The sequence below is a fragment of the Pseudomonas sp. Irchel s3f10 genome (assembly GCF_900187515.1).
Classification (GTDB): Bacteria; Pseudomonadota; Gammaproteobacteria; order Pseudomonadales; family Pseudomonadaceae; genus Aquipseudomonas; species Aquipseudomonas tensinigenes.
This window is the reverse complement of sequence record NZ_FYDZ01000001.1, coordinates 654,997-675,572: the sequence shown is the minus strand read 5'-3', so window position 1 is coordinate 675,572 and position 20,576 is coordinate 654,997. Positions and strand designations below refer to the sequence as shown.

The following is a 20,576-nucleotide window of genomic DNA, read 5'->3' as shown; positions in this document are numbered from 1 at the left end:
GCTTTCTCAACCCGGTGGAGCGCCGAGTGTAACGCCTGCTCGGGTGAACATGTCGGGTTCCACATCTTTCAGTTGCGCCAAGGTCAGCGGCTTGAACGACTTGTCGAGTTGAAGCTTGGCGAACTTCTCGGGAGTCAGACCGCCATCGCGGAACAACTTGGCCCGCACTGGGCCGAGCGCATGATCCTGAAAGCTCGCCGGCTGCGTTGCCAGCCACTCGTAATAGTTCAGGCTGGCATCAACTTGCGCACCGCCATTGCCTCCCACCGAAGCGCGCGTGGCGTCCTTGGCGAAAAGCTCCGAAAGCCTCGTTGTCGGCACGGTGGTTGACCGGCAGTTAATGTGCGCCGGCGGCAGCGGCCCTTTGCCCAGGTCGAACCGCATGCCATCCAAGCCCTTGCACTGCTGTGAGGTCTTGCGATCGAGTGTCGACACCCAGCGATAGCCCAGCACCACGTCGCTGTTGGCCTTCAGCGTTTCCATGCGCGCCGTGGTGGCGACATGCTGGATCGCAGTCTGCACCACAGAGGCGGCGTTGCGATTGCTCACCGCAAGGATTCCGTCCGTAAAGTTCTGCGCCGCGGTACCGCGAATCGCCTGGATGATCTGGGCATTGGTCTGGCCTTGGCCGAAGCCGAGCCTGATGGTGTTCGTCACGCGCATCGTCTCCGTGCGCGTCCAGCCGCTGACGAAGCTCTTCAGCAGCTTGCCGCCGTCGATGCCCTTCACCTGCAGCGGATAGGAGAACACCGCCGCGCGGATCACCGTGTTGGTCGGCACCACCGCGTCGATAGACAGCGCATTGCTCAGGCTGTTGGCCTCAAAGGTCGACTCATACAGCGCGATGTCGACCAGATCGGCCTGCACCAGGTCGCCGTAGGCCTTGTAGATGTCCAGCAGTTTGCCGTCCACCCGGGCCAGAAACTGCTCAAGACGGTCCCGGCTGTAGGTGGTCAGCTCCTTGCGAGTCAATTGCTCGCGCACCAGCTTGTCGATCTGGCGCAGGTACCTCTCGAACTTTTTGGCCTCGCCAGCCTTAAGCCGCTCCAGCATTACCGAGTGACGGGTCGTCTGCTCCAGCAGTTGGCTGTCCGCCTGCGCCTGGCTTGTCGTTGGCATCTTCTTTGTCCAGGTTGATGCCGGCCGACTCGCGCTCATCGCTGATCAGATCGGCTTCGTCTTCATATGGGCGATCCGGCAGCTTGCCGGTGGTGAGGTACTGCCAGTAGGTGTCGGCGCTGATCGTGCCAGCCATCACACCTTTCAGCAGCTCGGCGAGCACTTGGGCGTCGACCACCGGGGTCACGAACTCAGGACTTACCTTGAACTTCACTTGCTTGGAGTCGTAGCCCTTCCACTCAGCTGCGTACCGCAGCCCCTGCTCCACCGCTTCTGCCACCGTGACGACAATGCTGTGTAGCGTGGCGTGCTGGTCGTTCTGGCGTGTTTTGCGTGCCTCACCCGACTCGGTACCGTCGACGTCCATGACCTTGGCGCCGGCTTCAAGCGCGGCGTTCTTCTGGTCATCCATCGCCTTGCGAACGGCTTCAATTCCGGCGCCCTGGAACTCCAAGTAGCCACATTGGCCGGCTGGACCGAGGTCCCATGCTGCAGATGGTCCGGTCACGCTCAGCTCTACAGAATCATCAAGGCCAGACACCCATGGTTGCGGATGGCTGGTCTGGTGTAGCGCAGTGAAGTAGTCAGCGCTCAATTGATAGGACTTCAGCGCGGCGCGCGCCATTGTGAGCAGCGGCACCTCGTCCACTTCCGGCGAGTTGTCGGTCGAGCCGCAATAGATCACCGGCAGGTAGGAAAGGCCTTTGACCAGTCGGTTGTCGGTGCCAGTGGTGCCCAGTGGCTTCTCCTCCTCGACGATCTCGCCACCTTCGTTCCGTACAGCGGTGTAACAGGTCTCGTCTTGCATGAAGAACTCACGAAACACCGTGTCGCAGTCGTGGCTGTAGCGATCGCCGCCCTTCTTGCGAAACTCGCGGAACACCGAAAGGACTAGATCCTGCCGACCGCCCTGATCAGCGGTGTCCCAGTTGATCGCGTTACGCGTGGCATACGTCGAGAAATACGGCTCGCCGCGATCATCGATGTTCACCACCAGTGGCACCCGACCGTGCGAGATAGCTTGGCGCACCATTCGGAAGAACAGCTGCTTCAGACCGAAGCCGTCCGCCGTGGCGTTGTCCTCCAGCCCCTTAAGGCCGGCGGGCAGTTCGATCTCCGGAATCAGTCGCGAGACTAAGCCCATCATCGAACGCAAAGAGTCACGCACCCAGTGTTCGTACTGAGCCCGGTTCGTGTAGTTCTCGTAGAGATATTTGTTGCCGGTACCGTCGAGCTTCTCAGCTTCAACCATGCCGCTAGGCTTGGGCAGGTTGCGCTCATTCCGCTTGACGGCGCACTCACCCTCGAGCGCATCGTCCATCATTTCCCACTCGGCGATGTGCGCGTCGTAGTCCGGGTTTGTCGATTGCACTGGCATCAGGCCAAGCCTCCAATTCGGCGTGTTCCGCCTGTGCGTGTTTTGATCGGGTACCGCTTGGCAATGAAGTAGCCAGGGGCGTCCACCAGGTGGTCGTAGCCGGCCTTCTTATCGGGCTCGCCCTTGTCCGTGTAAATCTGGCGCTCCAGGCACTGCGTGTATTTCGGACACTGGTCGACGTTGACCAGATATCGATGCTCGCCGTAGGTATTGGCGAACATCGCGCACATGGCGTTGACCCGGTCCTTCACAGCGGGGTTGGTCGAATCCACCACTACGGTAAATCCAGCCTTTTTCAGCAGTGACAGGTCAGATTCGCTTGCGCTCTTGCTGCTTGTGTTCTGGCCGCTGGCGTCCGGGTAGATCGCAATGCTGTGGTCAGGAAAGCGGAGCTTGATCTTCTCGATCATCTCAGGCGTGTCCCGTACATCTGAAAACTCGCTGAGCGCCAGTGGCAGGTCATCGCGAATGACGTGCACGACTGCCGCCATCTTCATGACGTTGAAGTCCATGCCGATGTGCAGGGCCTCGCCGCGCTTAATGGTTTCGCTGGTGCGGTTCGCCTCACGATTGAACGTGTAATAGACGACACCCGCGTAGTTCTCAAAGCTGGCCTCGTATTCCTGTCGAAATGTTCGAGGGTCCATCTTGCGACGGGCAGCTTCCAGCTCTTCAGCCGGCACGTTGCCGCCATCGAGCGAGGTGTAGAGCCAGCTCTTGTGATCAGGCTCATGCCCCGGCCGGCCATCTTGGAACGTGTCGTAGCAGTGATTGAATCCCTTGGGCGTACCGATGCGTAGCGCGTGGCCGCCTTTCCGCATGCCGATGCCGGGTATCGAGTATTGGCAGGTCGAGAGCATCGGCCGCAAAACCTCCTCCCAAGCCTCCCATGGACAGTCCGCCCATTCATCCACCAGGACGAAGAACAGACCGGAGCCGCGCAAGTTGTCGTAGTTGTCGAGTCCCACCACGCGCATGACGTGGCCAGACTTGAGCGTGATCGAGCATTCCGTTTCGTTCGGGCGGTGTGCACGCCACGCTTCAGGGATCGCCTGCTTCAGTCGGCGCCAGAATACACGCTTGGCCTGCTTGAACGTCGGCGCGCCGTACCAGATCTCGTCCTCGACGCTCACGCCCCACTCAGCAGCCAGCCGAGCAGCTCGGCGCATCTCAGCTTTGCCCAAGAACGTCTTGCCGAACCGCCGACCACACACGGCATCGCGGAAGCGCGCCTGTGGTTGGAAACCCCAGCAGTAAATGTTCGCCTGTTTCGGTGTCAGCTTTACCGGCGGGTCATAGGTACGGGGTAGCGGGGACATTCTCATCAGGCTCCAGGGTGTACTCAGCAACGGCGTGCTGCTGGTCCGCTTGGGAGCCCAGAGGTTTTTCAGGTTCGAGGCGACGACTCACGTAAACGTCGCCCACTTCTTTGGCTGCCTGCTCCAGCAACTGGGCGGTCAGCGCCATGTTCTTCATGTTCTCGGCCTTCTCGGCCATGCGTCCCAAGGTGCGGAGTCGATACGCTCGGTTGGCGATCGGGATCTCGGCCGTCTCTTCGCGGAACCTCTTGCGGGTGTCGTTGAACAGCGTCTGCCACTTCACGTGCAGGTTGCGTCCAACGTACTTCGTTGGGTCGTATGCCTCGCACTGTTGGCGGGAAACTTCGAGCCCGAATCTTTCTTTGACGGACGCAACCACTTGCGATGGCGTGTCAAAGCAGGCGAGAGCCTGTACAACAAAGGCTTTCACCTCGTCTCTGAGTGCGGCCATAAGTGGGCATCCGTCAAAGTACTGTCAAAGTCAGGCCGACTTGAGCAGACAGGTTCCGCAGGCCCTCGCAATGTTCATATTTCCTACCTCAGCAGGATTGTTTGCAGCGTCCACCAGCTCTTGAACTTGAGGGCTCGCCCCATACCGACGCACCACACCGACGAACTCTTCAACGTCGTGTCCACGCATCTCAAGCTTGGGCAATCCTTCCTGGGTGAACTTGGGTGCGCCGTACTGATCGGTCGCCTGAGCGATGTGGTACAGCTCATGTTCGACCAGTGCGCAGAAGTCAGCGTCGGAGCATTGAGCGCAGTAGTCGGCAGCTAGTGTGATGATGTAGGCCGGCACGTCGCCGAACCAATCCATCATTTGCTGTTCCATTCGGACCTTCTGCCAACCACCAGCGCGGAACGCTATCTGTTCAGCCTGGCCAACCACCGTCCGACCCTTCTTCGTGAAGGCAGCAGACGCCCACATGACTCTCACGTCCGCATCGATCAGATGGGCGTGGTCTTCGTTGTGGATGCTGCCGGTGTCGGCGAGGATCTCGGCCTGGAGCCACTCCCAAACCTCGGGAGCCGGCAGCAGTCGGATCCCTAACTCAGATAAATCAGAGAGTTCAAGTAGTGACGATGGAGGAAAGGGCCTTTCCATGCGTTTACCTGATCATAAATATCGGGGGGGAAGTATCGTTATCGTGCGGCAACCCATACGGGCAATACAAAATGAGAAGCTCGCCGAAAAGCGTGAGTGCTAATCAAAGCGAGCTAATGTTCAACCAACTACCGAGTAAATGCTCACTTTTTAATGAGCGTTTCTGGATTAAAAGACGCTGATTGAAGGTTGTTTTTTTGATCGAACCATTGGCAAAAAATCGTGACGTTGAACTCTTGCTCAGGATACAACCTGTCCTCAAGTGGAGGCTGTACGTCATCGACGTAAGATACCGTCATGATCGGACCGCCGCTTTTTAATTGAACCTGGTCACCCTTTTTGAAATCCGACATTGCCTCACTCCATTAGGTAATTGAGTCAGCATCATCGTTTTCTCTCAGTAGAAGATCAACCTACCCTTCCACTCCATCGAGCAAGACATCAATCAGCTTCTGCTCACCCAGGCGCATGGCACCCAGGCACTGCAGGTCGTCGCACTTGGGACCAAGCCCGAACACCGTCACTTCGCCTTTCGGCCCCATGATTGTCAGCGCGCCCACAGTGCATTCCGGATGAACACCGGCATCGAGGTCATCTGCGATCTTGCGCAGCGTCTTGGCAGCATCGCGCCATCCCTCGCGTTTGAAGTCGATGAGCTTGGCGGTCATGCGCTTACCTTCTGCAGCCATTCTTCAATGATGCGCTGCACTACCGGCTCGGTGAGGATGGCGGAAGGCTGCTCACCGTCGATCACTGACTGGACCAGCGTGCGCGGGATGACATGAGCGCCATTACTCGCTGCCACCATCAGGTGCGGGCGATGGTCCGCAAGATGGTGAATCTCGGCAGGCTTGAAAACTGCGCATCGCACACAGCGCCCGCAGCCTGTTCCGAGTTTCATGTCACCGCGGCAGGTTGGGCTGGTATATCCGTTACTCATGGCTCTCTCCTTTTGGTGTCGCGACACAATTTGCACTCTCGCGAAAAGTGTCGCGACCTACTTGCTCTTCTGTGCGGCGGCGTATGCGGCCTCACACGCAAATCCGGCTATTCGGCTTCGATCAAGCGCTTCTGCCAGTCTTCCCGCTTCTTCGTCAGCGCTTCTACGCAGGTCGGCGAGCAGAACGGTAAGGTCGGCTCTTGCCTTGCTTCCGCTGGCAACCTCGGAAGCACAAGACTTTCGCTTGGCGAGGAGGTCGGTGATTTGCTGCTGCAGGCTGCGAGCCCGGTTATCAGCAACAACAACGGCAGCCGACACATGCTCAGTGTTGGCTTTCGCATCATCGGAGACTCGGTTGATGTCATTGGTGATCTCGCGCTGAATGCGGAGCGTGTTGGTGAGCGAGTCCACGCGGGCGGTGGCGGTGTCGCGCTCGGCGGTGATGGCTGCCCGATCGTCCTTTACGCTATCCAGCCGAAACGATAGGTAGCCCACGGCTGCGAGCGCTGCCAGCACTAACCACGCCCACACAGGGACGAGCTTCAGTAAGGCGCTCATGGGGCCTGCCGCTCCACGGCTTCGTTGACCTTCTCCGCTGCCTTGCTCGCCGTGTCGGCGGCCTGGACTGCCGAGTTCGAAGCCTCCTGCACTTTCACCGCTGCATCCTGCGTCTTCTCGGCAAGGCTGTTGAGGCGAACGTCACGACTGCCCAGCGCTGCATCGTAGGCTGCGCGAACCTCCGCGAGCTGCTTCGTCTGTTCACTGCTGGCTGACCACACACCAGCTTGGAAGCCGAGGATCAGGCCGCCGGCCAGCAGCAGCGCTGCGATCACCCATACCTCTGCTCGACGCCACCAGCGGCGAGCGATGAATTCCATAGCGCATCTGTCCATCAGTTGATGCCTCCCAGCTTGGTACGCAGGCGGGCGATCTCTTCGCTCTGCGAGGTAACCGTGGCGGTGAGTTGTGCGACTTGGCTGGTGAGGGCTTCGATCTTCCCCTCCATCCGCCCAACTGCTGCGGCAAGCTCGTTGCGCTCTTTGGCGAACTGGTCAGCGCGGGCTTCAGCTTCCTTTCGCGCAACACGCTCGGAGTCCAGCAACTCATTCAGTCGGCGAAGAGTGAAAATATCGGCGTTATCCATCGCCCTGTCAGCAGCATCCTTTGAGAGGAATTTACGCAGCCAAAGGAAGGCGGCCAGCAACACGGTTCCGGTACCGCCCAGCCAGGTAGCTGTGCCTGGGCCGAGGTCAGTAGGATCCATCGCAACTCCATCGTGAAAAGCTGACCTGCTAGGCCAGCGCAAATAGGTCGGAGTCCGCTGCACTCCCAGCTCGGGGCAATGGGTGTGGGGAGCCGAAAACGAAAAAGCCCCGGCAAATGCCGAGGCTCAAAGAAGTGTTTAAAGCAAAAATCCCGACTCAACGGTCGGGACTTCTAAAACTCAAGCGACTTGCAACAGGTCTTCCTGAATCGACTTGATATCAATTGGCACATCACCATGCTCAAATTTGGCGAGGACATCCCTACGGCAAAGCGCCTGATACAGCTCCTCTCCGAAGGCGGTGCGCTCCATAGCGCCTAAAATCGCAATTGCGCCACCTCGCACACCAGCGGGGCGAATTAGATCAGCCTCCTGCATTTCTTCAGCGAACAACTCGGCAGCATCCGAAATCTCATTAAAGCTCTGGTTCAAGTTACAACCGGATCTTTTCAAGTCCCAGTAATACGTGGTGCCGATCAGCCCTGACATGTGGGACTGGTTGCCGCCCGTTGCGCCAGCCAAGAGACGCCTGATTAACTCCCAAACTTCCATGTAAAACTCCGCAGATCGAATACGAAAAACCCAGCTCATTAGCTGGGTTTTATGTGTCAATCCCTAACGCGCAAGATCGACAGGATGGATAAATACTCTCTCACTTTCTCAATCATTGCAATGGCTTTTTGCTACGCCGCACAACTTTCGATCAAGCCCTCCGCGTCAAGCAGCTCTTGTGCCGCTGTGAGTGCTTCGTTCACCTGATCATCCAGCGCCTTCCGGATCGATGATCTCCACCGGTAGCGGGTTGATTCCGGCTTGCCGTCATTGTCCCAGTTGGTGATGTCGTACCAAGCCGCAGGCAACACCGTGCAGGAGCGTTTCCCCTCCGTACCGCCAACTTGCGGAATAGCCCACGTCAGCACTGCACACTCCCTGAACCGTTGCGGCGCCGGCGACCTCACTGTGTTCAGCAGCTCAAGGATCGCGCTGTGCTTTCGCTCTTCGTGCGTTGAATACTTCGCTACCAATGCACGCCAGTGTGCCGGCGAAAGTGACTTGTGCAGACGGCCGAACACCCAGCAATCTTGGAGCAGTGCCGCCTCTTTGCCGACGATCTCCCCTTTCTGCTTGGCGCACTGCACCTTCGGCTCAAAATCGCAGCCCCCAGCAGAGCTAATTGTCTCAGCGGCCAGCGCGCGGACCACGGCGGAAATCACGTTGCGATAGGTCATGCTGCGGCCCTCCGAGCCAGTTTATGTCCGCACTTTTTGCAGCGATCCCAGTTACCCGGTTCGAACATTGGCATCTTGTCCGTGCTCACAGTGTCGATCCCGCAGAGCGACCGCCAGAAATAAGCGCGACCATGAGCGGTGACGGCTGCGTACGCCTTCTCTTGGTTGAAGTAATGTGCTTTGCCGGTGATGGGAAACATCGGCTTGAGCCAGCCCTTCGAAGGTCTGCTGGCGCCACCGGTTATTTGCGCAACTTGCGTCATGCTGCAGCCCTCTTCAGTTCTCGGGTCTTGGCCCGGTATTCGGCCTTGATGGTTTTGATTTCTTCGACAGTGTGTTTGCAGACCGGGTGCGGCCCTTCCAGCCAATCGACCTTTTCCGGGCCGATCAGCTGCATAAGCGAAAGCCGGTAATTCACCAAATTGCCGGACAGATGCGTATTGCACGGGGCGCACTGCTTCCACACGTTGAGCGGTTCGAATCGCAGCTCGGGGTTCGCGCCTACAGAGCGGTAGTGCCCAGCGTGGTATTGGCCTTCATGGTGGCGACCGCAGCTCACGCAAGGGCGATCGGAATCACGCAGGCGGACCCACTCGTTGAACGCGGCCTGGGCTTCGCGCATGTGCTCCGCCCTGCTCTTCAGCTTCTCCTTACGGACTTTGATCTCGCGGCGCTCGCACTGGTCGATCGCCTTGCGAGCTTTCTCTTGATGACGCGGGGCATCAATTGCTGCACATGCCGGACTGCATACGGCCTGCCCCATCCGCGAGGGAATGAAAGATTTCCCACACGATACGACACAGCATTTCTTCGGCTTTGGCTGCTTCCTTGCGATCGTCATGCAGCCTCCTGGCTCAGCAGATCATCGAAGTGCACGCCCTGATGGGCGAATCGCGCGACGATACGGTCGGTGTAGGCCACGCCCTGGGCGCGGTTGAACAAACTGGTCACCGGGAAGCCGTCCGGGCCGAAGAGCTTGCAGCCCCCCATCATTTCTAGCTTTGTCGCGTACGGGAGATGCCGCATCACCCGGTACCACTCAGCCTGAAACCCGGCGTCCTCGTTCAGCAGGATCTGCACGCCGACGTGCAACTTGCAGTACCGGCGAGCGTCGGCCTCATCGCCAATCTGGGTCATCTCTGCGATGCGCTTGTACATCGCGAACCACAGCCGGTTTTGGTCGAGCGTGCGGTCCTTTCCCGGGCGTAGCGATACGACGACGAACTTCTTGTCGCGGTACATGGCGCTAAGCTTCGTGATGGCCTCGGAGAGTTTCGCCTGACAGTTCACGGATATTTTGTCAGCCATGGGTGGCCACCTTGTTCGGCAATCCGTTGATCAACTCGCCGAGCTGCTGTGTCAGTCGTTCGTTCTCGGCCAGCAACTCCAACGCCACCTCCTCCACGGTCTTCTCCCCAAGGAATTCCTGCAGCGCCTCGGTGTTGCGCTTCCAGTCTGCGCAGTCGGCACGGTAGGACGCAGCTTCGGCCCACAGCAGCTTCTGGAGTTTTTGTTTGTCGATGGTCATTGAGCAGCGCTCCTTGCTTCCAATTGTTCGGCCTGCTGAATAAGCAGCGCCCGGCGATCCGCCAGCTCATTGGCTGCCAGAATTCGCAGTTCTGTTTTTTCCTCGGCCGATGCTTGGCGCATTGCAAGCATCGAGTCCTTCACCGCGGCGAGCTTCTCGCGCAGTTTTGGCGAAGACCGCGCAACCTCACCGGTGAGCAGCGCAACGACAGCCCGCCCGTCTTCAGTAACCGGCGCGACACTCAAGTCGGCCAAGTACAACTGCCCGCGTTCATGTGGGATCCGTTGCATCTGCACCGCCTTGGTGATCGCCTGTGTGCGGCGGCTGGCATCGAATCCGACTGACACGTGCCAATTGACGTTTTTGTTGTCCTCACGAGCCTGACCCACCAAACGCTCGTAAGCGCTGTTGAACGCCATGCGCGCACCGACCTTGTCGCCGGCATCGAGGACAGGTTTTGCAGCAGCCAGCGCGAGCTGGATTTCATCGGTCAGCACCACGGTTTCGAACTCGTCGTTCGTAGTCATGGCGATTGCCCAAGCTTCGTCCTTACCCGGGCGACCATCTGCAACCTGAACTCGCTGGAGGATGTCAGCCATGGCCAATTTGCCTTTCACTTCGAAGCGGCAAGCCTTCAGCGCGGCCTTCACCACCTGCACCGGGTAAGCACAGAGATCTTCGGCCATGATCGCTGCGGTACTTGGGTTCATTTCCTGACCCATGGCCTCGGCGGTGGCGCAGATCGCTGCAGCAAGCCCCGCAACCTGCTGATCGTTCATTTCAAAGGTACTCATTGCGCTCTCCCGCTTGGCGCTTGGCCAAGACCATTTGCGCGGCCTGCTCGGCGGCGGACACATTCGCTTCGGTCCGCTCCATCTGGCGTGCGGTCGTCCCGTTGATGCGCTGACCGGTCACCCACTGGGTGTGGTAGCTCTCGGCGTTGGCCAGCAGTTCGTTGAGGCTGTGGCACTTCCGCAGCACGGCGGCATCGGCGGTTTTCAGGAAGTGTGCAGCGACGTGGTGAGCGACATCGGCGCCGAGGCGGTCGACCAGTTGGCCAAGCTGGCCACCGACCTTGGCGTTCCATACCGGCCAGGTGCTGTAGCGCTTGCGGTAGGCCATGGCGTAGTTCGCCCAGACCTTGAAGGTTTTGCAGGATTGGTCTTTTGGGCCCGGCATGTCAGCAGGAATCTCAACCCGTGGCGCATCGGTGCGATCAACCACCAGAACCAGATTGCGGGCCGGCTTGTCCGGGCTGCCTTGCAAGTCCTGACTGGTATCCTGATTGGTACCCTGATGATTGGTATCCTGATTTGTCGGAGATTTTTCCGACCCTTGCTCGGATTTTTCTCCGACCTGGCTCGGATTTTTTTCCGAGGTAGATCGGATTTTTTTCCGACGTTCGTTCTTTGGTGGGGTCGGATATTTTTCCGACCCATCCAGCTTCTGGTTCCACTCAATCGCCTTATCGGTCAGACGAAACAGGGTGATGTTCGACGTGCTGGAAAGCTCAATCAAACCCGCCTCTTCCAGGGCCTTCAGCATGCGGTAAGCAGTGTCTGGCTTGTCAGTGAGCAGCGGCAGCTCCTCGATGATCTTGGCCTTGCTCAGCGCGAAGAAGATCCCGTCGTCAGTCTTGATTGGCTTGGTCCAGCTCGGGCAGCCGTAGACGAAGGCGAACAGCAGAGCCTGCTGAGAGTTCAGCCCCCACTCCAGCGCCTTCACCTGATTGATCGTGACGGTGAATTGCATATCAGGCCTTCCCGACCAGTTTGGCCAATTCAAGAAAGCGATCCACGTACCAGTGAGGCTGGGTTTCGCGGGGGCATTGAGGGCTTGTGAGGTTCTTGCCGAAGGCCAGGCCCTTGTCCGTCACCGACCAGAAGTCGACCATTTCCTGCTTGGAGTTTTTGCGCTGGAGCTGCTTGAGGAAACCGCGGGCTTCAAGAGCAAGGTTGAATGCTCGCGTTGTGCAAGCGATGCCGTTTTCCTTGATCAACGCGGTGACCGCCTTCGTCGGCATCGAGCTGCCGCCAGTGGCATCTGATGCGGCATCGATCGCGTAACCTGGCAGGAAGCTCGACTCCAGACCGTTATTAATGGCGATCTTCGCCAGCATCATCACTTGGCTGGATGGTGAAGGCTTGAGCAGGCGCGTGTAGCACTCCATGAGCGCGAGTTCCCCGACAACCTTTGAACTGCGTGGGCTAGCGGCGTCGAACTTCCCGGTCTTGCGGATGCTTGGCAGAACCTCACCAACCACCCATTCCTCGAAACGTTCGGCGCCGACCAGCTTGGAGCGCATCACCAGCCGGTAGACATCGCGTTCAGGAATAACCGTCATGAATCCACCACCCTGTTTCGGGGTAGTGGTCGCGGCCTTGCAGTGACGGGAGATAGCGTTCTCTGGCTTGGCATAACCGAGCGCATCGGCAACATCACGGGCAACGAACCACGGTTCGCCGAGCTCGTCCGTTATGACTCGGATGGCGCCACCATCGAAGTCGAAAGGAATTACTGAGGTGGTACGCGACACGTTTTGCGATTTGTTAAAACGTGTCGCGTCATTGTTCTGGGTGTTGCTCGAATTCGGTTGGCTCTGCATAATCGGGCCTCTCTAGTTTTGCGAATCAGCCGACATTGCCCGTCGGCTTTTTTGTGTCTGTTATTTGTTCCATTTCTTCAACAGTGCTGTTGATGGCTCCTTTTTTTCGATTTTTTGCGCCACAGCCGCAAATAAAGATTGCGCATGCGCAAACTCCTCAGGCGGCCTTAACCGAGGCGTCCATCACATCCAAGCTCTGCCGAACGTGGTTGATCTCTTGACGGATCATGGATTTTTCGAAGCCGCTGACGTGGTCGTCGTCGAGCGCCTGGTGAACCGCGATGGTCAGATCCGCCACTTCTTTTCCGACATTGATCAGCGACTTGGTGAGTGCCTGAGGTTCCGGCGCGGCTTTCGCAACGAGCTCGAATCCAAATTCGTTTGCCAGTGCCGCCAGAGGTCGTATGTCGCCGGTGTGCAACAGAATCCCGAACAAATGCTCCACAGTGAGGTGGTGTGCGTCGTTGTCCGGATTGGCGCGCTGAAGCAGTCCAACGTGAGGAACGCCCATCTTTGCAGCAAGGGTCTTGGCTTCGTTGTCCAGAACAGCGCTCTGGCAGGCCCGCAGAAAATCTTCCATTCGTAAAACCTCAAAATTGTTTCCGTGGCGCCCTGCCAGTGCGTGGGCGATCATTTGTTCAGGCAGTCAGCAACTAACGTTTCAAGCTGCTGTGCGTTTGGGTCGCGCAGGGATCGGGCGAATCTCGCTCGCCTCAATGCGACCGTCGTCATAAAGGGTGATTTCAATGCTTCTGCCGGCTCGAACCATTTGCGAGATCGCGCTCTGGTTCACGCCGAGAGCAGCAGCAAGCGCGGCTTGAGTGCCGTGCTCTTCTAGGTATTTGCTCAAAGGGATCTTTTTCATGGAATTTCCACGGCTTGATATCTGCCATGGATAGTAGCAGTGCTGCTTTTTATCAGCAACAAATTACTAGCAGCGCTGTTTGCCTGGATATCAGCTCTGCTAATACTCTTATTCGTATGAAAATACGTCGCCCCCTCACCCCCGAAGAAGTCGCCGAGAGTGCCCGGCTCAAAGCTATCTACGAACAGCGGAAATCAGCTGCTAAAGCGGCCGGGCGCAACCTGACGCAGGCGGATGTTGCTGAAGCGTGCGGATGGTCTGGGCAAAGCGCATTCAGCCAATACGCCACCGGGAAGGTGCCACTAAATGTGGAAGCGCTGCTGAAGCTCGCAAAGGCGCTCAACTTCGACGCAAGCGAGGTCAGCTCTCGACTGTTATCCACTGTTGCCAGCGTGCAGCAGGACCGCGTACAGCCAAGCGTAAAATTAGGAAGCATCGAGACTTGGGATGATGAAACCCCGCTCGATGACGATGAGGTCTACGTCCCCTTCCTTCATGAAGTCGAACTGGCGGCCGGATCTGGCAGGTTTGCGATTGAGGAAAACGCCAACTCGCGCCTGCGCTTCAACAAGAAGGACCTGCGCCACAATGGCGTTCAGTTCAGCAACGCCAAGTGCGTGAAGGTCGGCGGCAACAGCATGGTTCCCGTGCTGCGCGACGGCGCCACGGTAGGCGTAAACGTGGGGAAAAACTCTCTCAGCGATATCGTTGACGGCGAGATGTACGCGATTAATCACAATGGCCAGCTTCGGGTGAAGCAGGTTTACCGCATCCCGATCGGTATTCGCCTGCGCAGCTTCAACCGTGACGAGCATCCGGATGAGGACTACACGTTTCAACAGATCCAGGAGCAGCAAATTTCGATCTTGGGGCACGTGTTCTGGTGGGCGATGTATTCGCGCTGAAAGATAAATCGACCTCATTAACCTTCACCATGTGGCAGAGGGAAGCGCCGTGAATCAACCAATAAAAATCAAGAACGAAGGCGACGCATTTGAGGCGATTGAACGATTTCTAGCGGGCGATGCTTTCCCAGAGGGTATCGTTTTGGAGGGGTGGCCAAAGCTTAAAATAAGGCTGGTTGGCGAGAAATTCCATTCGAGCCTCACTCCCAGCGTCATGAAGTCCTTCATCGAACTGCAGAATTTAGTCTATAAGTCCTATGCAATTGCCCAGTACGATACAGAAGACACGCGACGCCTTTCAAAAGAGGAGCGTGATGAACTGGAAATTGAGGTAAAGGTCGAAGAAGGATCTGCGATTTTTGAAATTGACCTTCAGGACGTATTGATAAAATTCGCCGAGAAGGCAGGAGAAACCATGCCACCGGAATTGATCGTTGCGACGATCCTTGGGCTGGGCGTGCTATGGGCTGGTAAGACCTCGTACACCGCCTATCTTAATTATCGAAAAGATATCCGAGCATCTGAAGCTAAAACGGAAGAGCAAAGAGACGTTCTCTCGTCGGTAGAGGCTATGTCCAAACAGGAAACTGCTCGGCTTGAAATTTTGACCAAGCTGTTGGTTTCCCAGCCAAAGCTGCAAACAGTAAATCGAGAAGCTTACGACACTCGAACGGAAATGCTTCGAGGATTTTCTACGGCAGATGAAGCGACTATTAGCGAGATCGTCGTCCCGCAAGATGCTGCGCAAGAATTGGTTACGAATGCACGCAGAAAGGCAGTGGAAAAGCGTCTAGATGGCTACTATCGAATCACTCGTGTTGATTCATCAAACCCTGATGTGTTCAAGGTTAAGGTGCGCCGCCATAAGTCGCTGGATGAATTCGAAGCGGTTGTGGAAGACACTTCATTAACTGGCGACAAAAAAGAGATTCTCCAATATGCAGAGTGGGAGAGAACCACCGTTTACCTCAGCATCAACGCTAAGGAAATGGATGGCGAGATCAAGCAGGCGGTGGTGCTCGATGTCGTGCGCAAAGACCCTCCGGATTGAAACTGAATGCTTAATTAAGCCCGGCCCATTGCCGGGCTTTGTGCATCTGCATCACCCATCGCTGAGTCTCGCCGAAGCTCTGTAAAAATTTGACCAAGCCAGGCCGCTGAAACCCAATATTCCCGCCACGACATTCCCATTCTGCTTTATCGCTGAATACAGCCCGGCAATCCAGCGCGGCGTCCCCTCCACAAATTTCCCATCCAAACCTAGGTAGGCACTTCCCAGGAGAACAATGCCAAGCGCTGCTATTGCCAGAACAACGGTCGCGACTCCCCAAGCCTTCATTCCAAACTCACTCGTATTCATGGCCCGTCCCCTCAGATGCGCATCTCGAGTAACGCTATAGCAGATGACAAGCAATCATTCCCTACCGAGCCGCCCAATGGTGGCGCAGCGCCACGAATGATAAAATGCCACCTCAATTGAGGGAGGGATCCAATGAAAGGTTTTGGGACCATTGCAATGGTTGTGGGCATCTGCTGGCTGGTATTTGCGCTTGGTATGGATGTTTCCGTCGCGACGGGATCCGGCGGTAGGGTTAACAACCTTGGGCTCATGGCTGACCGCCAAGTGCATACCATCGTAGGCGGCATGATTATGTTGGCAGGCTTACTCATGATTTTGCTGGGGGGCAAATCCTCTGCGGCCCAAGCTGGCGCTGACACTGACACTCGCCCCTGCCCTCTCTGTGCCGAATCTATCAAGATGGCAGCAATAAAGTGCAAACACTGTGGTGCTGACGTTGAACCGATGGCAGCTCCAAGACTGAAAAATGGATGGGTCGCTTCAACTTCCTGTCGTGACGAGGAAGAGCAGGTGCGCACGATAGAAGCCATTGCTGCCACCGGACTTCCCGTAGTTTCGATGATTGGCCTGGCCGTTGGCGCAGGGCCATTCGAGACGAAGGACGAAGCCAAGCAAGCCCTGATCACAATGCGAGACGGCCCCAGACTGTTCAGCGAGATTGTTTACAGGGATTCAGTGAGCGGGAAATATCCGCCTATCACTGACAGTGTTGTCGAGCGCTCCTTTCAGGGTTGGACAGTTCGGATAAAAGCCCCTCCAGCAGACTCGATCAGAATTGAGAACCTGCTTGAAAGCCTAGCGATACCAGTGCTTGCGGTAGATGGCAACACTATCATCACGGGCCCCTTTGAGAATGAGCAATCCGCCAAAGTGGTTTCTGTGGAGCTCAGTGACAATCATGATATTCAGTGCAACATGTACTGGGTCCCCTCTTAAAACTGATCCAACGAGACAACCTATCAAGCCCGCTGAGCGCGGGCTTTTTTACGCCCGCAAAAATTATTATTAGCAGCGCTATTTACTTTAAATAGCAGCACTGCTACTTTTATTCGCAAGCCAGGCAACACAGGCCCAGCAGCGAAAGCCGCGCCGCTCTTTAGCGACGCCACTTGCCGGATCACTCCCGGCCCAGATTCAAAGGCAGCGATGAACCGGCCTCAACGGTTCAGAGGGTTGGCAACTGACCCGGGCGTGCAGCGTAAAACGTCGAAAGCAGTTATCCAGCGGGAGAACAAGCCGAAAGGCCCGCGGCTGGAGGAACAATTTGAGCCGACCTGTACCGCGCCAGTAGCGCCGAAGGGTCAGCGGAAAGTTTCACTGATGCACCTGGTGACGGGTGCATTGGGAAAACAACCGGAGGAACACAGCATGACCACGATCATCAAGGACACCTTCACCAGCGGTGCACAGGTGAGTATGGAAATGGATAAGGACGAAGGTGAGCTGTTCGTCTTTCATTGCCCAGCCGGACAAGGCTGCAAAGTCAGCAAGTGGCCTCTCGATAGCTATCACATGCCGATCGCAATGTCGCATTACGCAGAATGCTGCGAACTGGAAAAGGCTGCATGACGATTTCACTGGCTGGCCTTGGCGACAGGGCCAGACGGGAAATCAACCGGAGGCAGCAGCATGCAAATCAACACGCAGAAAACGGTGCAGGTCGACGTGACTGAGTTGCGCACCTGTATGAAGGTTCGTGACCAAGTCTGCGCAACCCTTCACGACGCACAGGGCGAAGAGGTAGGCGTTTACACAGGCTACGTGCCGGATTTCTTCCCAGGTGAGCACTACGGCGATTACCTGATCCTGCACATCGACCTTGAGACAGGCCAAATCAAGAACTGGAAGAAGCCCGCGGCTGCGGACATCGAAAAGATGCTCGCCCAAGGCGAAGACGATTGAACAACCAGCGCCACGACAGCCTGTCGTTAACTGCCCGATCCTCTCTATGAGAGCGCATCGGGGTGTGACCTGTTTGCCCCGCAATGGGTGGGCCCAGTAATGGGAAGCCGGAGCGGAGGAATGTGGGAGGCGAAAGCCAGTAAGCCGGGCAGCCCAGACCGGACGACAGATCACACCCCGATGCGGACGAAACTGCGGCCTATAACCGCCCACCTGCATCTCCACCAACTACCGAGGATTTCTCGGTAGTTGCCTTCAATCAGAGGAATGGCAGCCATGTAAACGTGAGCGATTCACCTGAGCGGCGCGGCAAGCCTGAAGGCCGGCGCCCATCACTCATACAGGCAGCGGACAGTAGGCCGTCGATGTCACCGCGCATCGGCCGAATGAGGTAGGCCACCCCCATGCACGTCGACAATTTGATGCTAGAAACCCAGGCCGTCGCCAGTAGCGGGCCTGGGACAGATTACTTGCTAGCTTTCGGCGCATAGCTCGGGCAGAACTGTTTTGCTGCCGACGGATCCCCTGCGGCCTGCACTTGAACTGCCTTGATTTCATCCTGAAATGCCGGATTGGTATCTACTGCAAGAATCTCCTTCTTTAGATCTGCGTTTGCCGCTATGTCTGGAAGGGAAAAGATGTTCTGCAGCGAGTAATTCATTCCAGGCTCTTGTTCTGCACACATACGCCCCATAGCCACCATGGTTATAGCGATGTCGTGATCCTCGGTACCCGCTTGGGTCTGCCCTAAATTACTGAGCGCGACCAAAGCAACTAGACATACGGCCTTCGAAATAACACGCATGGGAATTCATCCTTAGAAGTTCTGTGCTTTATCGGCAGTGAAATCAAAAAATTCAACTCGCCACTTTGCAAATCGTTCGACACCACCCGAATGCACTCCCCTCCGCGCCCAACGGCAACCAGCGGAGCGAATGAGTGCATCCGAGTTTTGTTGGATCAACACCCGCCACCACGGAGGCGATCATGGCAACCAGCTATGCAGACAGTGCGCAGGCCCGAGAGTGGGACAGGCGCTACGACGACTGGGGGCGCCCGAAAGCGCCGCAGGTCGAAGACTTCCACGACTACGAGGCTGCTGCGCTTCAGCGCAGTCAGCACCAGGAGCTGATGGCAGCTCAGGAGTTGGTCGACCGAAAGGCGCGGGCAACGCGGGTCGCTGCAGCAGTGGTCGCCTATGGCGAATTCTGGGGGCTGAAATGAACGTCCAGCAGCGTGACCACCAAACGGCGGTGACTTGGATCGAGGGTGAGATCAACAACATGATCAAAGACCTCGGACAACCCAACGCCAGCGCCGCGGCTACATCTGCAATCACTCTCGCCTTCCTGCTTCGCGCTATCGATAACGATGAGCACCGGCATTTCCGGGCGCGCATCGATCAGATCTACACCTCCTACAACGCTTCGATCACGCAAGGACCTGCAGCATGACGACGCCACCAGTAAAAACGCTGGTCGATGAACAGCTCGATGACATCGAGCGCCGCATCGCCATCCTCGGTTTCGGCCTGCCCTTCAACGAGGTGATCGGCCGCAAGCGAGAGGAGCTTGTTTCCAGTCTCCCGCAGCGCCTGTCGGTGACCATGAAAGGTGGTCGCATTGCCGCGAGGGTTCGACCATGAAGCTTGCCTACTGGATCCTCGCCTCCGTCCTCGTTGCCGGGATGGCCGCTTACACGACGGCACACGATTCGTCTGGTGTCTGCGAAGTGCCGAACTCAACCACCTACCGGGTTTTCCGGTGACCGGCCTTCAGCGAGCGCGCCGCCTGTTGATTCGGCGCGGCTCGTTTTCCGCCATCGGCGTTTACACCCTCTTGATGCTGCTCAGCGCCCTCGCCGAACGCATCACTCAATAAACAACACCACCACACGCTGCGCTCGGCGCGGCAAGGAATCGTCATGTCCGCAAACGCCAAACAAGCCCCCGTATCGGCCGACCTTGAGCTGAGTGACACCGGAAGCACAAAGAACGCTATTGCTCCTGCAGTTGCCGTCACCGACATCGCCGAGTATCGGCCGCATGAGGAACAGATCGTCCGTTTGGAAACCAGCTACGCGAAGCTCGTCGTTGACTGCTCGACCAGTGAGGGGTTGGCAAACGCCAAGGAAGTGCGAGTCGACATCCGCGACGTGCGCTACGCCTTGGCAAACACGACAAAGACCGCACTCGTTCCGTATCAGCAGAAAGTCAAAGAGGCCCAGGCTCGCGTCAACCAGGTCAAAGAGTTTGGCGAGGCACTGAAGGATCGTGTTCTGGCGATTGAGGCTCCTATCGACGAAGCCATCAAGGCCGAAGAAAAGCGCGCAGCTGATGCCAAGGCCGAACGCGAGCGCATCGAAGCTGAGCGCGTCGAAGCCATCCGAGCAAAAATCACCAGATTTAGCTCAGTCGCCGCTGCATATGCGAGCCGTAGCGCTTCCGATGTTGCGAGCGTCCTGCAGAACGTCAAAGAGTCGGTAATCCTGCCAGAGGAATACGCCGAGTTTGAGGCTGAAGGCACCATCGCCCGGGATAACGCTATTGAACAGCTCGAAACGCTGCACAGGGCCGCAGCTGATCGCGAGGAAGCGGCCGCCAAGCTGGCAGCTCAGCAGAAAGAGCTTGAAGAACTTCGCGAGAAACAGCGCATCGCCGATGCGGAGGCCGAAGAGCTGCGCAAGCAGCGCGCTGAAGAAGACCGCAAGCGCCTGAAACAGCAACAAGATGAGCTGGATCAGCAGCGCCGTGACATGGAAGCGCAACAGCGGCAGCAGCGCGAACGCGACGCGCAATATCAACGTGATCAAGAAGAGCTGGCACGCCTGCGCGCTCAGGCTGCCGCGCCCACTCCGGCTGCATATGCCATCGCGACTCCAGCGGTTGCCGATGTCGCCCCAGCTGCAGTGGCGGCAGTCGATCCAGTACCTGCGGCCGACGAAGTCGCTGACTCGAACATGCCGAGCGCCGGCGAAGTGGTCGAGGTCGTGGCCATGGCCTTCTGCGTCACCAATGACGAGGCATCGGCCTGGCTGCGTGCCCTGTCGTTCTAACAA

General features: G+C 57.3%; 33 protein-coding genes. 9 read left to right on the top strand and 24 right to left on the bottom strand.

Annotation, left to right across the window (positions count from 1 at the left end; all coding sequences use genetic code 11):
• Positions 1–6 precede the first annotated feature (6 nt).
• The 22 genes from CKW17_RS03190 to CKW17_RS03085 all read right to left on the bottom strand — a co-directional run bounded on the left by CKW17_RS03190 (position 7) and on the right by CKW17_RS03085 (position 13,352).
• Entirely contained in the window at positions 7–1,119 is a 1,113-nt protein-coding gene (locus tag CKW17_RS03190) for a minor capsid protein (RefSeq protein ID WP_176470024.1), read from the bottom strand.
• Positions 1,037–2,497, bottom strand: coding sequence for a DUF4055 domain-containing protein (locus CKW17_RS03185; RefSeq protein ID WP_095118672.1), 1,461 nt, complete (start codon positions 2,495–2,497; stop codon positions 1,037–1,039). Before CKW17_RS03185 ends, CKW17_RS03190 begins: the two co-directional genes overlap by 83 nt.
• Positions 2,497–3,816, bottom strand: coding sequence for a terminase (locus CKW17_RS03180; protein ID WP_095118671.1), 1,320 nt, complete (start codon positions 3,814–3,816; stop codon positions 2,497–2,499). The genes CKW17_RS03185 and CKW17_RS03180 overlap by 1 nt, the downstream gene beginning before the upstream one ends.
• Entirely contained in the window at positions 3,791–4,267 is a 477-nt protein-coding gene (locus tag CKW17_RS03175; protein WP_095118670.1) for a DUF2280 domain-containing protein, read from the bottom strand. Before CKW17_RS03175 ends, CKW17_RS03180 begins: the two co-directional genes overlap by 26 nt.
• A gap of 30 nt (positions 4,268–4,297) precedes the next feature.
• Entirely contained in the window at positions 4,298–4,921 is a 624-nt protein-coding gene (locus CKW17_RS03170; RefSeq protein WP_095118669.1) for a putative metallopeptidase, read from the bottom strand.
• A gap of 143 nt (positions 4,922–5,064) precedes the next feature.
• On the bottom strand, positions 5,065–5,274 hold the full coding sequence (locus CKW17_RS03165; protein ID WP_095118668.1) for a YodC family protein: 210 nt from the start codon (positions 5,272–5,274) through the stop codon (positions 5,065–5,067).
• Between the two features lie 60 nt (positions 5,275–5,334).
• Positions 5,335–5,589 carry a hypothetical protein gene (locus CKW17_RS03160; RefSeq protein WP_095118667.1) on the bottom strand — a complete coding sequence of 85 codons (255 nt, stop codon included), beginning with the start codon at positions 5,587–5,589 and terminating at the stop codon, positions 5,335–5,337.
• The gene (locus CKW17_RS03155; protein ID WP_256586187.1) at positions 5,586–5,861 is read right to left on the bottom strand and encodes a hypothetical protein; all 276 of its coding nucleotides are present in this window, start codon (positions 5,859–5,861) and stop codon (positions 5,586–5,588) included. The genes CKW17_RS03160 and CKW17_RS03155 overlap by 4 nt, the downstream gene beginning before the upstream one ends.
• 57 nt (positions 5,862–5,918) lie before the next feature.
• Complete coding sequence (locus CKW17_RS03150; protein ID WP_095118666.1) at positions 5,919–6,419, bottom strand: DUF2514 family protein; 501 nt, start codon at positions 6,417–6,419, stop codon at positions 5,919–5,921.
• Positions 6,416–6,754, bottom strand: a complete 339-nt coding sequence (locus CKW17_RS03145; protein WP_095118665.1) for a hypothetical protein — start codon at positions 6,752–6,754, stop codon at positions 6,416–6,418. Before CKW17_RS03145 ends, CKW17_RS03150 begins: the two co-directional genes overlap by 4 nt.
• Positions 6,754–7,125 carry a chemotaxis protein gene (locus tag CKW17_RS03140; protein WP_095118664.1) on the bottom strand — a complete coding sequence of 124 codons (372 nt, stop codon included), beginning with the start codon at positions 7,123–7,125 and terminating at the stop codon, positions 6,754–6,756. The genes CKW17_RS03145 and CKW17_RS03140 overlap by 1 nt, the downstream gene beginning before the upstream one ends.
• A gap of 180 nt (positions 7,126–7,305) precedes the next feature.
• Positions 7,306–7,677 (bottom strand): hypothetical protein, encoded by a 372-nt coding sequence (locus CKW17_RS03135; RefSeq protein ID WP_095118663.1) that lies wholly within the window; start codon positions 7,675–7,677, stop codon positions 7,306–7,308.
• 131 nt (positions 7,678–7,808) lie between these two features.
• Positions 7,809–8,354 (bottom strand): hypothetical protein, encoded by a 546-nt coding sequence (locus CKW17_RS03130; protein ID WP_095118662.1) that lies wholly within the window; start codon positions 8,352–8,354, stop codon positions 7,809–7,811.
• Positions 8,351–8,617, bottom strand: a complete 267-nt coding sequence (locus tag CKW17_RS03125) for a hypothetical protein (protein ID WP_095118661.1) — start codon at positions 8,615–8,617, stop codon at positions 8,351–8,353. Before CKW17_RS03125 ends, CKW17_RS03130 begins: the two co-directional genes overlap by 4 nt.
• A complete protein-coding gene (locus CKW17_RS03120; RefSeq protein ID WP_095118660.1) occupies positions 8,614–9,195 on the bottom strand; it encodes a recombination protein NinG in 582 nt (193 codons plus the stop codon). The genes CKW17_RS03125 and CKW17_RS03120 overlap by 4 nt, the downstream gene beginning before the upstream one ends.
• Entirely contained in the window at positions 9,192–9,662 is a 471-nt protein-coding gene (locus tag CKW17_RS03115; RefSeq protein ID WP_095118659.1) for a hypothetical protein, read from the bottom strand. The genes CKW17_RS03120 and CKW17_RS03115 overlap by 4 nt, the downstream gene beginning before the upstream one ends.
• Positions 9,655–9,882: a hypothetical protein gene (locus CKW17_RS03110; RefSeq protein WP_095118658.1), complete on the bottom strand. Its 228-nt coding sequence runs from the start codon at positions 9,880–9,882 to the stop codon at positions 9,655–9,657. The genes CKW17_RS03115 and CKW17_RS03110 overlap by 8 nt, the downstream gene beginning before the upstream one ends.
• Positions 9,879–10,676 (bottom strand): hypothetical protein, encoded by a 798-nt coding sequence (locus CKW17_RS03105; RefSeq protein ID WP_095118657.1) that lies wholly within the window; start codon positions 10,674–10,676, stop codon positions 9,879–9,881. The genes CKW17_RS03110 and CKW17_RS03105 overlap by 4 nt, the downstream gene beginning before the upstream one ends.
• Positions 10,663–11,634, bottom strand: coding sequence for a phage replication protein (locus tag CKW17_RS03100; protein ID WP_095118656.1), 972 nt, complete (start codon positions 11,632–11,634; stop codon positions 10,663–10,665). The genes CKW17_RS03105 and CKW17_RS03100 overlap by 14 nt, the downstream gene beginning before the upstream one ends.
• A 1-nt stretch (position 11,635) precedes the next feature.
• Positions 11,636–12,487: a BRO family protein gene (locus CKW17_RS03095; protein ID WP_095118655.1), complete on the bottom strand. Its 852-nt coding sequence runs from the start codon at positions 12,485–12,487 to the stop codon at positions 11,636–11,638.
• A 157-nt stretch (positions 12,488–12,644) separates the two neighbouring features.
• A complete protein-coding gene (locus CKW17_RS03090; protein WP_095118654.1) occupies positions 12,645–13,067 on the bottom strand; it encodes a phage regulatory CII family protein in 423 nt (140 codons plus the stop codon).
• Between the two features lie 81 nt (positions 13,068–13,148).
• Positions 13,149–13,352 (bottom strand): Cro/CI family transcriptional regulator, encoded by a 204-nt coding sequence (locus CKW17_RS03085; RefSeq protein WP_095118653.1) that lies wholly within the window; start codon positions 13,350–13,352, stop codon positions 13,149–13,151.
• 116 nt (positions 13,353–13,468) lie between these two features.
• On the opposite strand from CKW17_RS03085, the gene CKW17_RS03080 reads away from it, so the two are divergent.
• Both CKW17_RS03080 and CKW17_RS03075 read left to right on the top strand, forming a co-directional pair.
• Positions 13,469–14,257 (top strand): LexA family transcriptional regulator, encoded by a 789-nt coding sequence (locus CKW17_RS03080; RefSeq protein WP_095119020.1) that lies wholly within the window; start codon positions 13,469–13,471, stop codon positions 14,255–14,257.
• 49 nt (positions 14,258–14,306) lie between these two features.
• Positions 14,307–15,308 (top strand): hypothetical protein, encoded by a 1,002-nt coding sequence (locus CKW17_RS03075; RefSeq protein ID WP_095118652.1) that lies wholly within the window; start codon positions 14,307–14,309, stop codon positions 15,306–15,308.
• A gap of 51 nt (positions 15,309–15,359) precedes the next feature.
• Here CKW17_RS03075 and CKW17_RS03070 read toward each other — a convergent pair whose 3' ends face one another.
• On the bottom strand, positions 15,360–15,617 hold the full coding sequence (locus CKW17_RS03070) for a hypothetical protein (protein WP_141234547.1): 258 nt from the start codon (positions 15,615–15,617) through the stop codon (positions 15,360–15,362).
• 132 nt (positions 15,618–15,749) lie between these two features.
• Between CKW17_RS03070 and CKW17_RS03065 the strand changes: the two genes are divergently transcribed.
• From CKW17_RS03065 to CKW17_RS03055, 3 genes are all read left to right on the top strand, one after another.
• Positions 15,750–16,553 (top strand): zinc ribbon domain-containing protein, encoded by an 804-nt coding sequence (locus tag CKW17_RS03065; protein ID WP_176470023.1) that lies wholly within the window; start codon positions 15,750–15,752, stop codon positions 16,551–16,553.
• A 432-nt stretch (positions 16,554–16,985) separates the two neighbouring features.
• Positions 16,986–17,186 carry a hypothetical protein gene (locus CKW17_RS30690; RefSeq protein ID WP_095118650.1) on the top strand — a complete coding sequence of 67 codons (201 nt, stop codon included), beginning with the start codon at positions 16,986–16,988 and terminating at the stop codon, positions 17,184–17,186.
• Between the two features lie 60 nt (positions 17,187–17,246).
• Positions 17,247–17,519, top strand: coding sequence for a hypothetical protein (locus CKW17_RS03055; protein WP_095118649.1), 273 nt, complete (start codon positions 17,247–17,249; stop codon positions 17,517–17,519).
• Between the two features lie 466 nt (positions 17,520–17,985).
• On the opposite strand, the gene CKW17_RS03050 is transcribed toward CKW17_RS03055, so the two are convergent.
• Positions 17,986–18,324 carry a hypothetical protein gene (locus CKW17_RS03050; RefSeq protein ID WP_095118648.1) on the bottom strand — a complete coding sequence of 113 codons (339 nt, stop codon included), beginning with the start codon at positions 18,322–18,324 and terminating at the stop codon, positions 17,986–17,988.
• A 182-nt stretch (positions 18,325–18,506) separates the two neighbouring features.
• Between CKW17_RS03050 and CKW17_RS03045 the strand changes: the two genes are divergently transcribed.
• From CKW17_RS03045 to CKW17_RS03030, 4 genes are all read left to right on the top strand, one after another.
• Positions 18,507–18,743 (top strand): hypothetical protein, encoded by a 237-nt coding sequence (locus CKW17_RS03045; protein WP_095118647.1) that lies wholly within the window; start codon positions 18,507–18,509, stop codon positions 18,741–18,743.
• Positions 18,740–18,973 (top strand): hypothetical protein, encoded by a 234-nt coding sequence (locus CKW17_RS03040; protein ID WP_095118646.1) that lies wholly within the window; start codon positions 18,740–18,742, stop codon positions 18,971–18,973. The genes CKW17_RS03045 and CKW17_RS03040 overlap by 4 nt, the downstream gene beginning before the upstream one ends.
• Entirely contained in the window at positions 18,970–19,164 is a 195-nt protein-coding gene (locus CKW17_RS03035) for a hypothetical protein (protein WP_095118645.1), read from the top strand. The genes CKW17_RS03040 and CKW17_RS03035 overlap by 4 nt, the downstream gene beginning before the upstream one ends.
• A gap of 278 nt (positions 19,165–19,442) precedes the next feature.
• A complete protein-coding gene (locus CKW17_RS03030) occupies positions 19,443–20,573 on the top strand; it encodes a hypothetical protein (protein WP_256586185.1) in 1,131 nt (376 codons plus the stop codon).
• The last annotated feature ends 3 nt before the right edge of the window (positions 20,574–20,576 follow it).

Coding starts and splice junctions, on each gene's coding strand:
- CKW17_RS03190 (WP_176470024.1), bottom strand. CDS start 1,119: ATGCCAACGACAAGCCAGGCGCAGGCGGACAGCCAACTGCTGGAGCAG.
- CKW17_RS03185 (WP_095118672.1), bottom strand. CDS start 2,497: ATGCCAGTGCAATCGACAAACCCGGACTACGACGCGCACATCGCCGAG.
- CKW17_RS03180 (WP_095118671.1), bottom strand. CDS start 3,816: ATGTCCCCGCTACCCCGTACCTATGACCCGCCGGTAAAGCTGACACCG.
- CKW17_RS03175 (WP_095118670.1), bottom strand. CDS start 4,267: ATGGCCGCACTCAGAGACGAGGTGAAAGCCTTTGTTGTACAGGCTCTC.
- CKW17_RS03170 (WP_095118669.1), bottom strand. CDS start 4,921: ATGGAAAGGCCCTTTCCTCCATCGTCACTACTTGAACTCTCTGATTTA.
- CKW17_RS03165 (WP_095118668.1), bottom strand. CDS start 5,274: ATGTCGGATTTCAAAAAGGGTGACCAGGTTCAATTAAAAAGCGGCGGT.
- CKW17_RS03160 (WP_095118667.1), bottom strand. CDS start 5,589: ATGACCGCCAAGCTCATCGACTTCAAACGCGAGGGATGGCGCGATGCT.
- CKW17_RS03155 (WP_256586187.1), bottom strand. CDS start 5,861: ATGAGTAACGGATATACCAGCCCAACCTGCCGCGGTGACATGAAACTC.
- CKW17_RS03150 (WP_095118666.1), bottom strand. CDS start 6,419: ATGAGCGCCTTACTGAAGCTCGTCCCTGTGTGGGCGTGGTTAGTGCTG.
- CKW17_RS03145 (WP_095118665.1), bottom strand. CDS start 6,754: ATGGACAGATGCGCTATGGAATTCATCGCTCGCCGCTGGTGGCGTCGA.
- CKW17_RS03140 (WP_095118664.1), bottom strand. CDS start 7,125: ATGGATCCTACTGACCTCGGCCCAGGCACAGCTACCTGGCTGGGCGGT.
- CKW17_RS03135 (WP_095118663.1), bottom strand. CDS start 7,677: ATGGAAGTTTGGGAGTTAATCAGGCGTCTCTTGGCTGGCGCAACGGGC.
- CKW17_RS03130 (WP_095118662.1), bottom strand. CDS start 8,354: ATGACCTATCGCAACGTGATTTCCGCCGTGGTCCGCGCGCTGGCCGCT.
- CKW17_RS03125 (WP_095118661.1), bottom strand. CDS start 8,617: ATGACGCAAGTTGCGCAAATAACCGGTGGCGCCAGCAGACCTTCGAAG.
- CKW17_RS03120 (WP_095118660.1), bottom strand. CDS start 9,195: ATGACGATCGCAAGGAAGCAGCCAAAGCCGAAGAAATGCTGTGTCGTA.
- CKW17_RS03115 (WP_095118659.1), bottom strand. CDS start 9,662: ATGGCTGACAAAATATCCGTGAACTGTCAGGCGAAACTCTCCGAGGCC.
- CKW17_RS03110 (WP_095118658.1), bottom strand. CDS start 9,882: ATGACCATCGACAAACAAAAACTCCAGAAGCTGCTGTGGGCCGAAGCT.
- CKW17_RS03105 (WP_095118657.1), bottom strand. CDS start 10,676: ATGAGTACCTTTGAAATGAACGATCAGCAGGTTGCGGGGCTTGCTGCA.
- CKW17_RS03100 (WP_095118656.1), bottom strand. CDS start 11,634: ATGCAATTCACCGTCACGATCAATCAGGTGAAGGCGCTGGAGTGGGGG.
- CKW17_RS03095 (WP_095118655.1), bottom strand. CDS start 12,487: ATGCAGAGCCAACCGAATTCGAGCAACACCCAGAACAATGACGCGACA.
- CKW17_RS03090 (WP_095118654.1), bottom strand. CDS start 13,067: ATGGAAGATTTTCTGCGGGCCTGCCAGAGCGCTGTTCTGGACAACGAA.
- CKW17_RS03085 (WP_095118653.1), bottom strand. CDS start 13,352: ATGAAAAAGATCCCTTTGAGCAAATACCTAGAAGAGCACGGCACTCAA.
- CKW17_RS03080 (WP_095119020.1), top strand. CDS start 13,469: ATGAAAATACGTCGCCCCCTCACCCCCGAAGAAGTCGCCGAGAGTGCC.
- CKW17_RS03070 (WP_141234547.1), bottom strand. CDS start 15,617: ATGAATACGAGTGAGTTTGGAATGAAGGCTTGGGGAGTCGCGACCGTT.
- CKW17_RS03065 (WP_176470023.1), top strand. CDS start 15,750: ATGAAAGGTTTTGGGACCATTGCAATGGTTGTGGGCATCTGCTGGCTG.
- CKW17_RS30690 (WP_095118650.1), top strand. CDS start 16,986: ATGACCACGATCATCAAGGACACCTTCACCAGCGGTGCACAGGTGAGT.
- CKW17_RS03055 (WP_095118649.1), top strand. CDS start 17,247: ATGCAAATCAACACGCAGAAAACGGTGCAGGTCGACGTGACTGAGTTG.
- CKW17_RS03050 (WP_095118648.1), bottom strand. CDS start 18,324: ATGCGTGTTATTTCGAAGGCCGTATGTCTAGTTGCTTTGGTCGCGCTC.
- CKW17_RS03045 (WP_095118647.1), top strand. CDS start 18,507: ATGGCAACCAGCTATGCAGACAGTGCGCAGGCCCGAGAGTGGGACAGG.
- CKW17_RS03040 (WP_095118646.1), top strand. CDS start 18,740: ATGAACGTCCAGCAGCGTGACCACCAAACGGCGGTGACTTGGATCGAG.
- CKW17_RS03035 (WP_095118645.1), top strand. CDS start 18,970: ATGACGACGCCACCAGTAAAAACGCTGGTCGATGAACAGCTCGATGAC.
- CKW17_RS03030 (WP_256586185.1), top strand. CDS start 19,443: ATGTCCGCAAACGCCAAACAAGCCCCCGTATCGGCCGACCTTGAGCTG.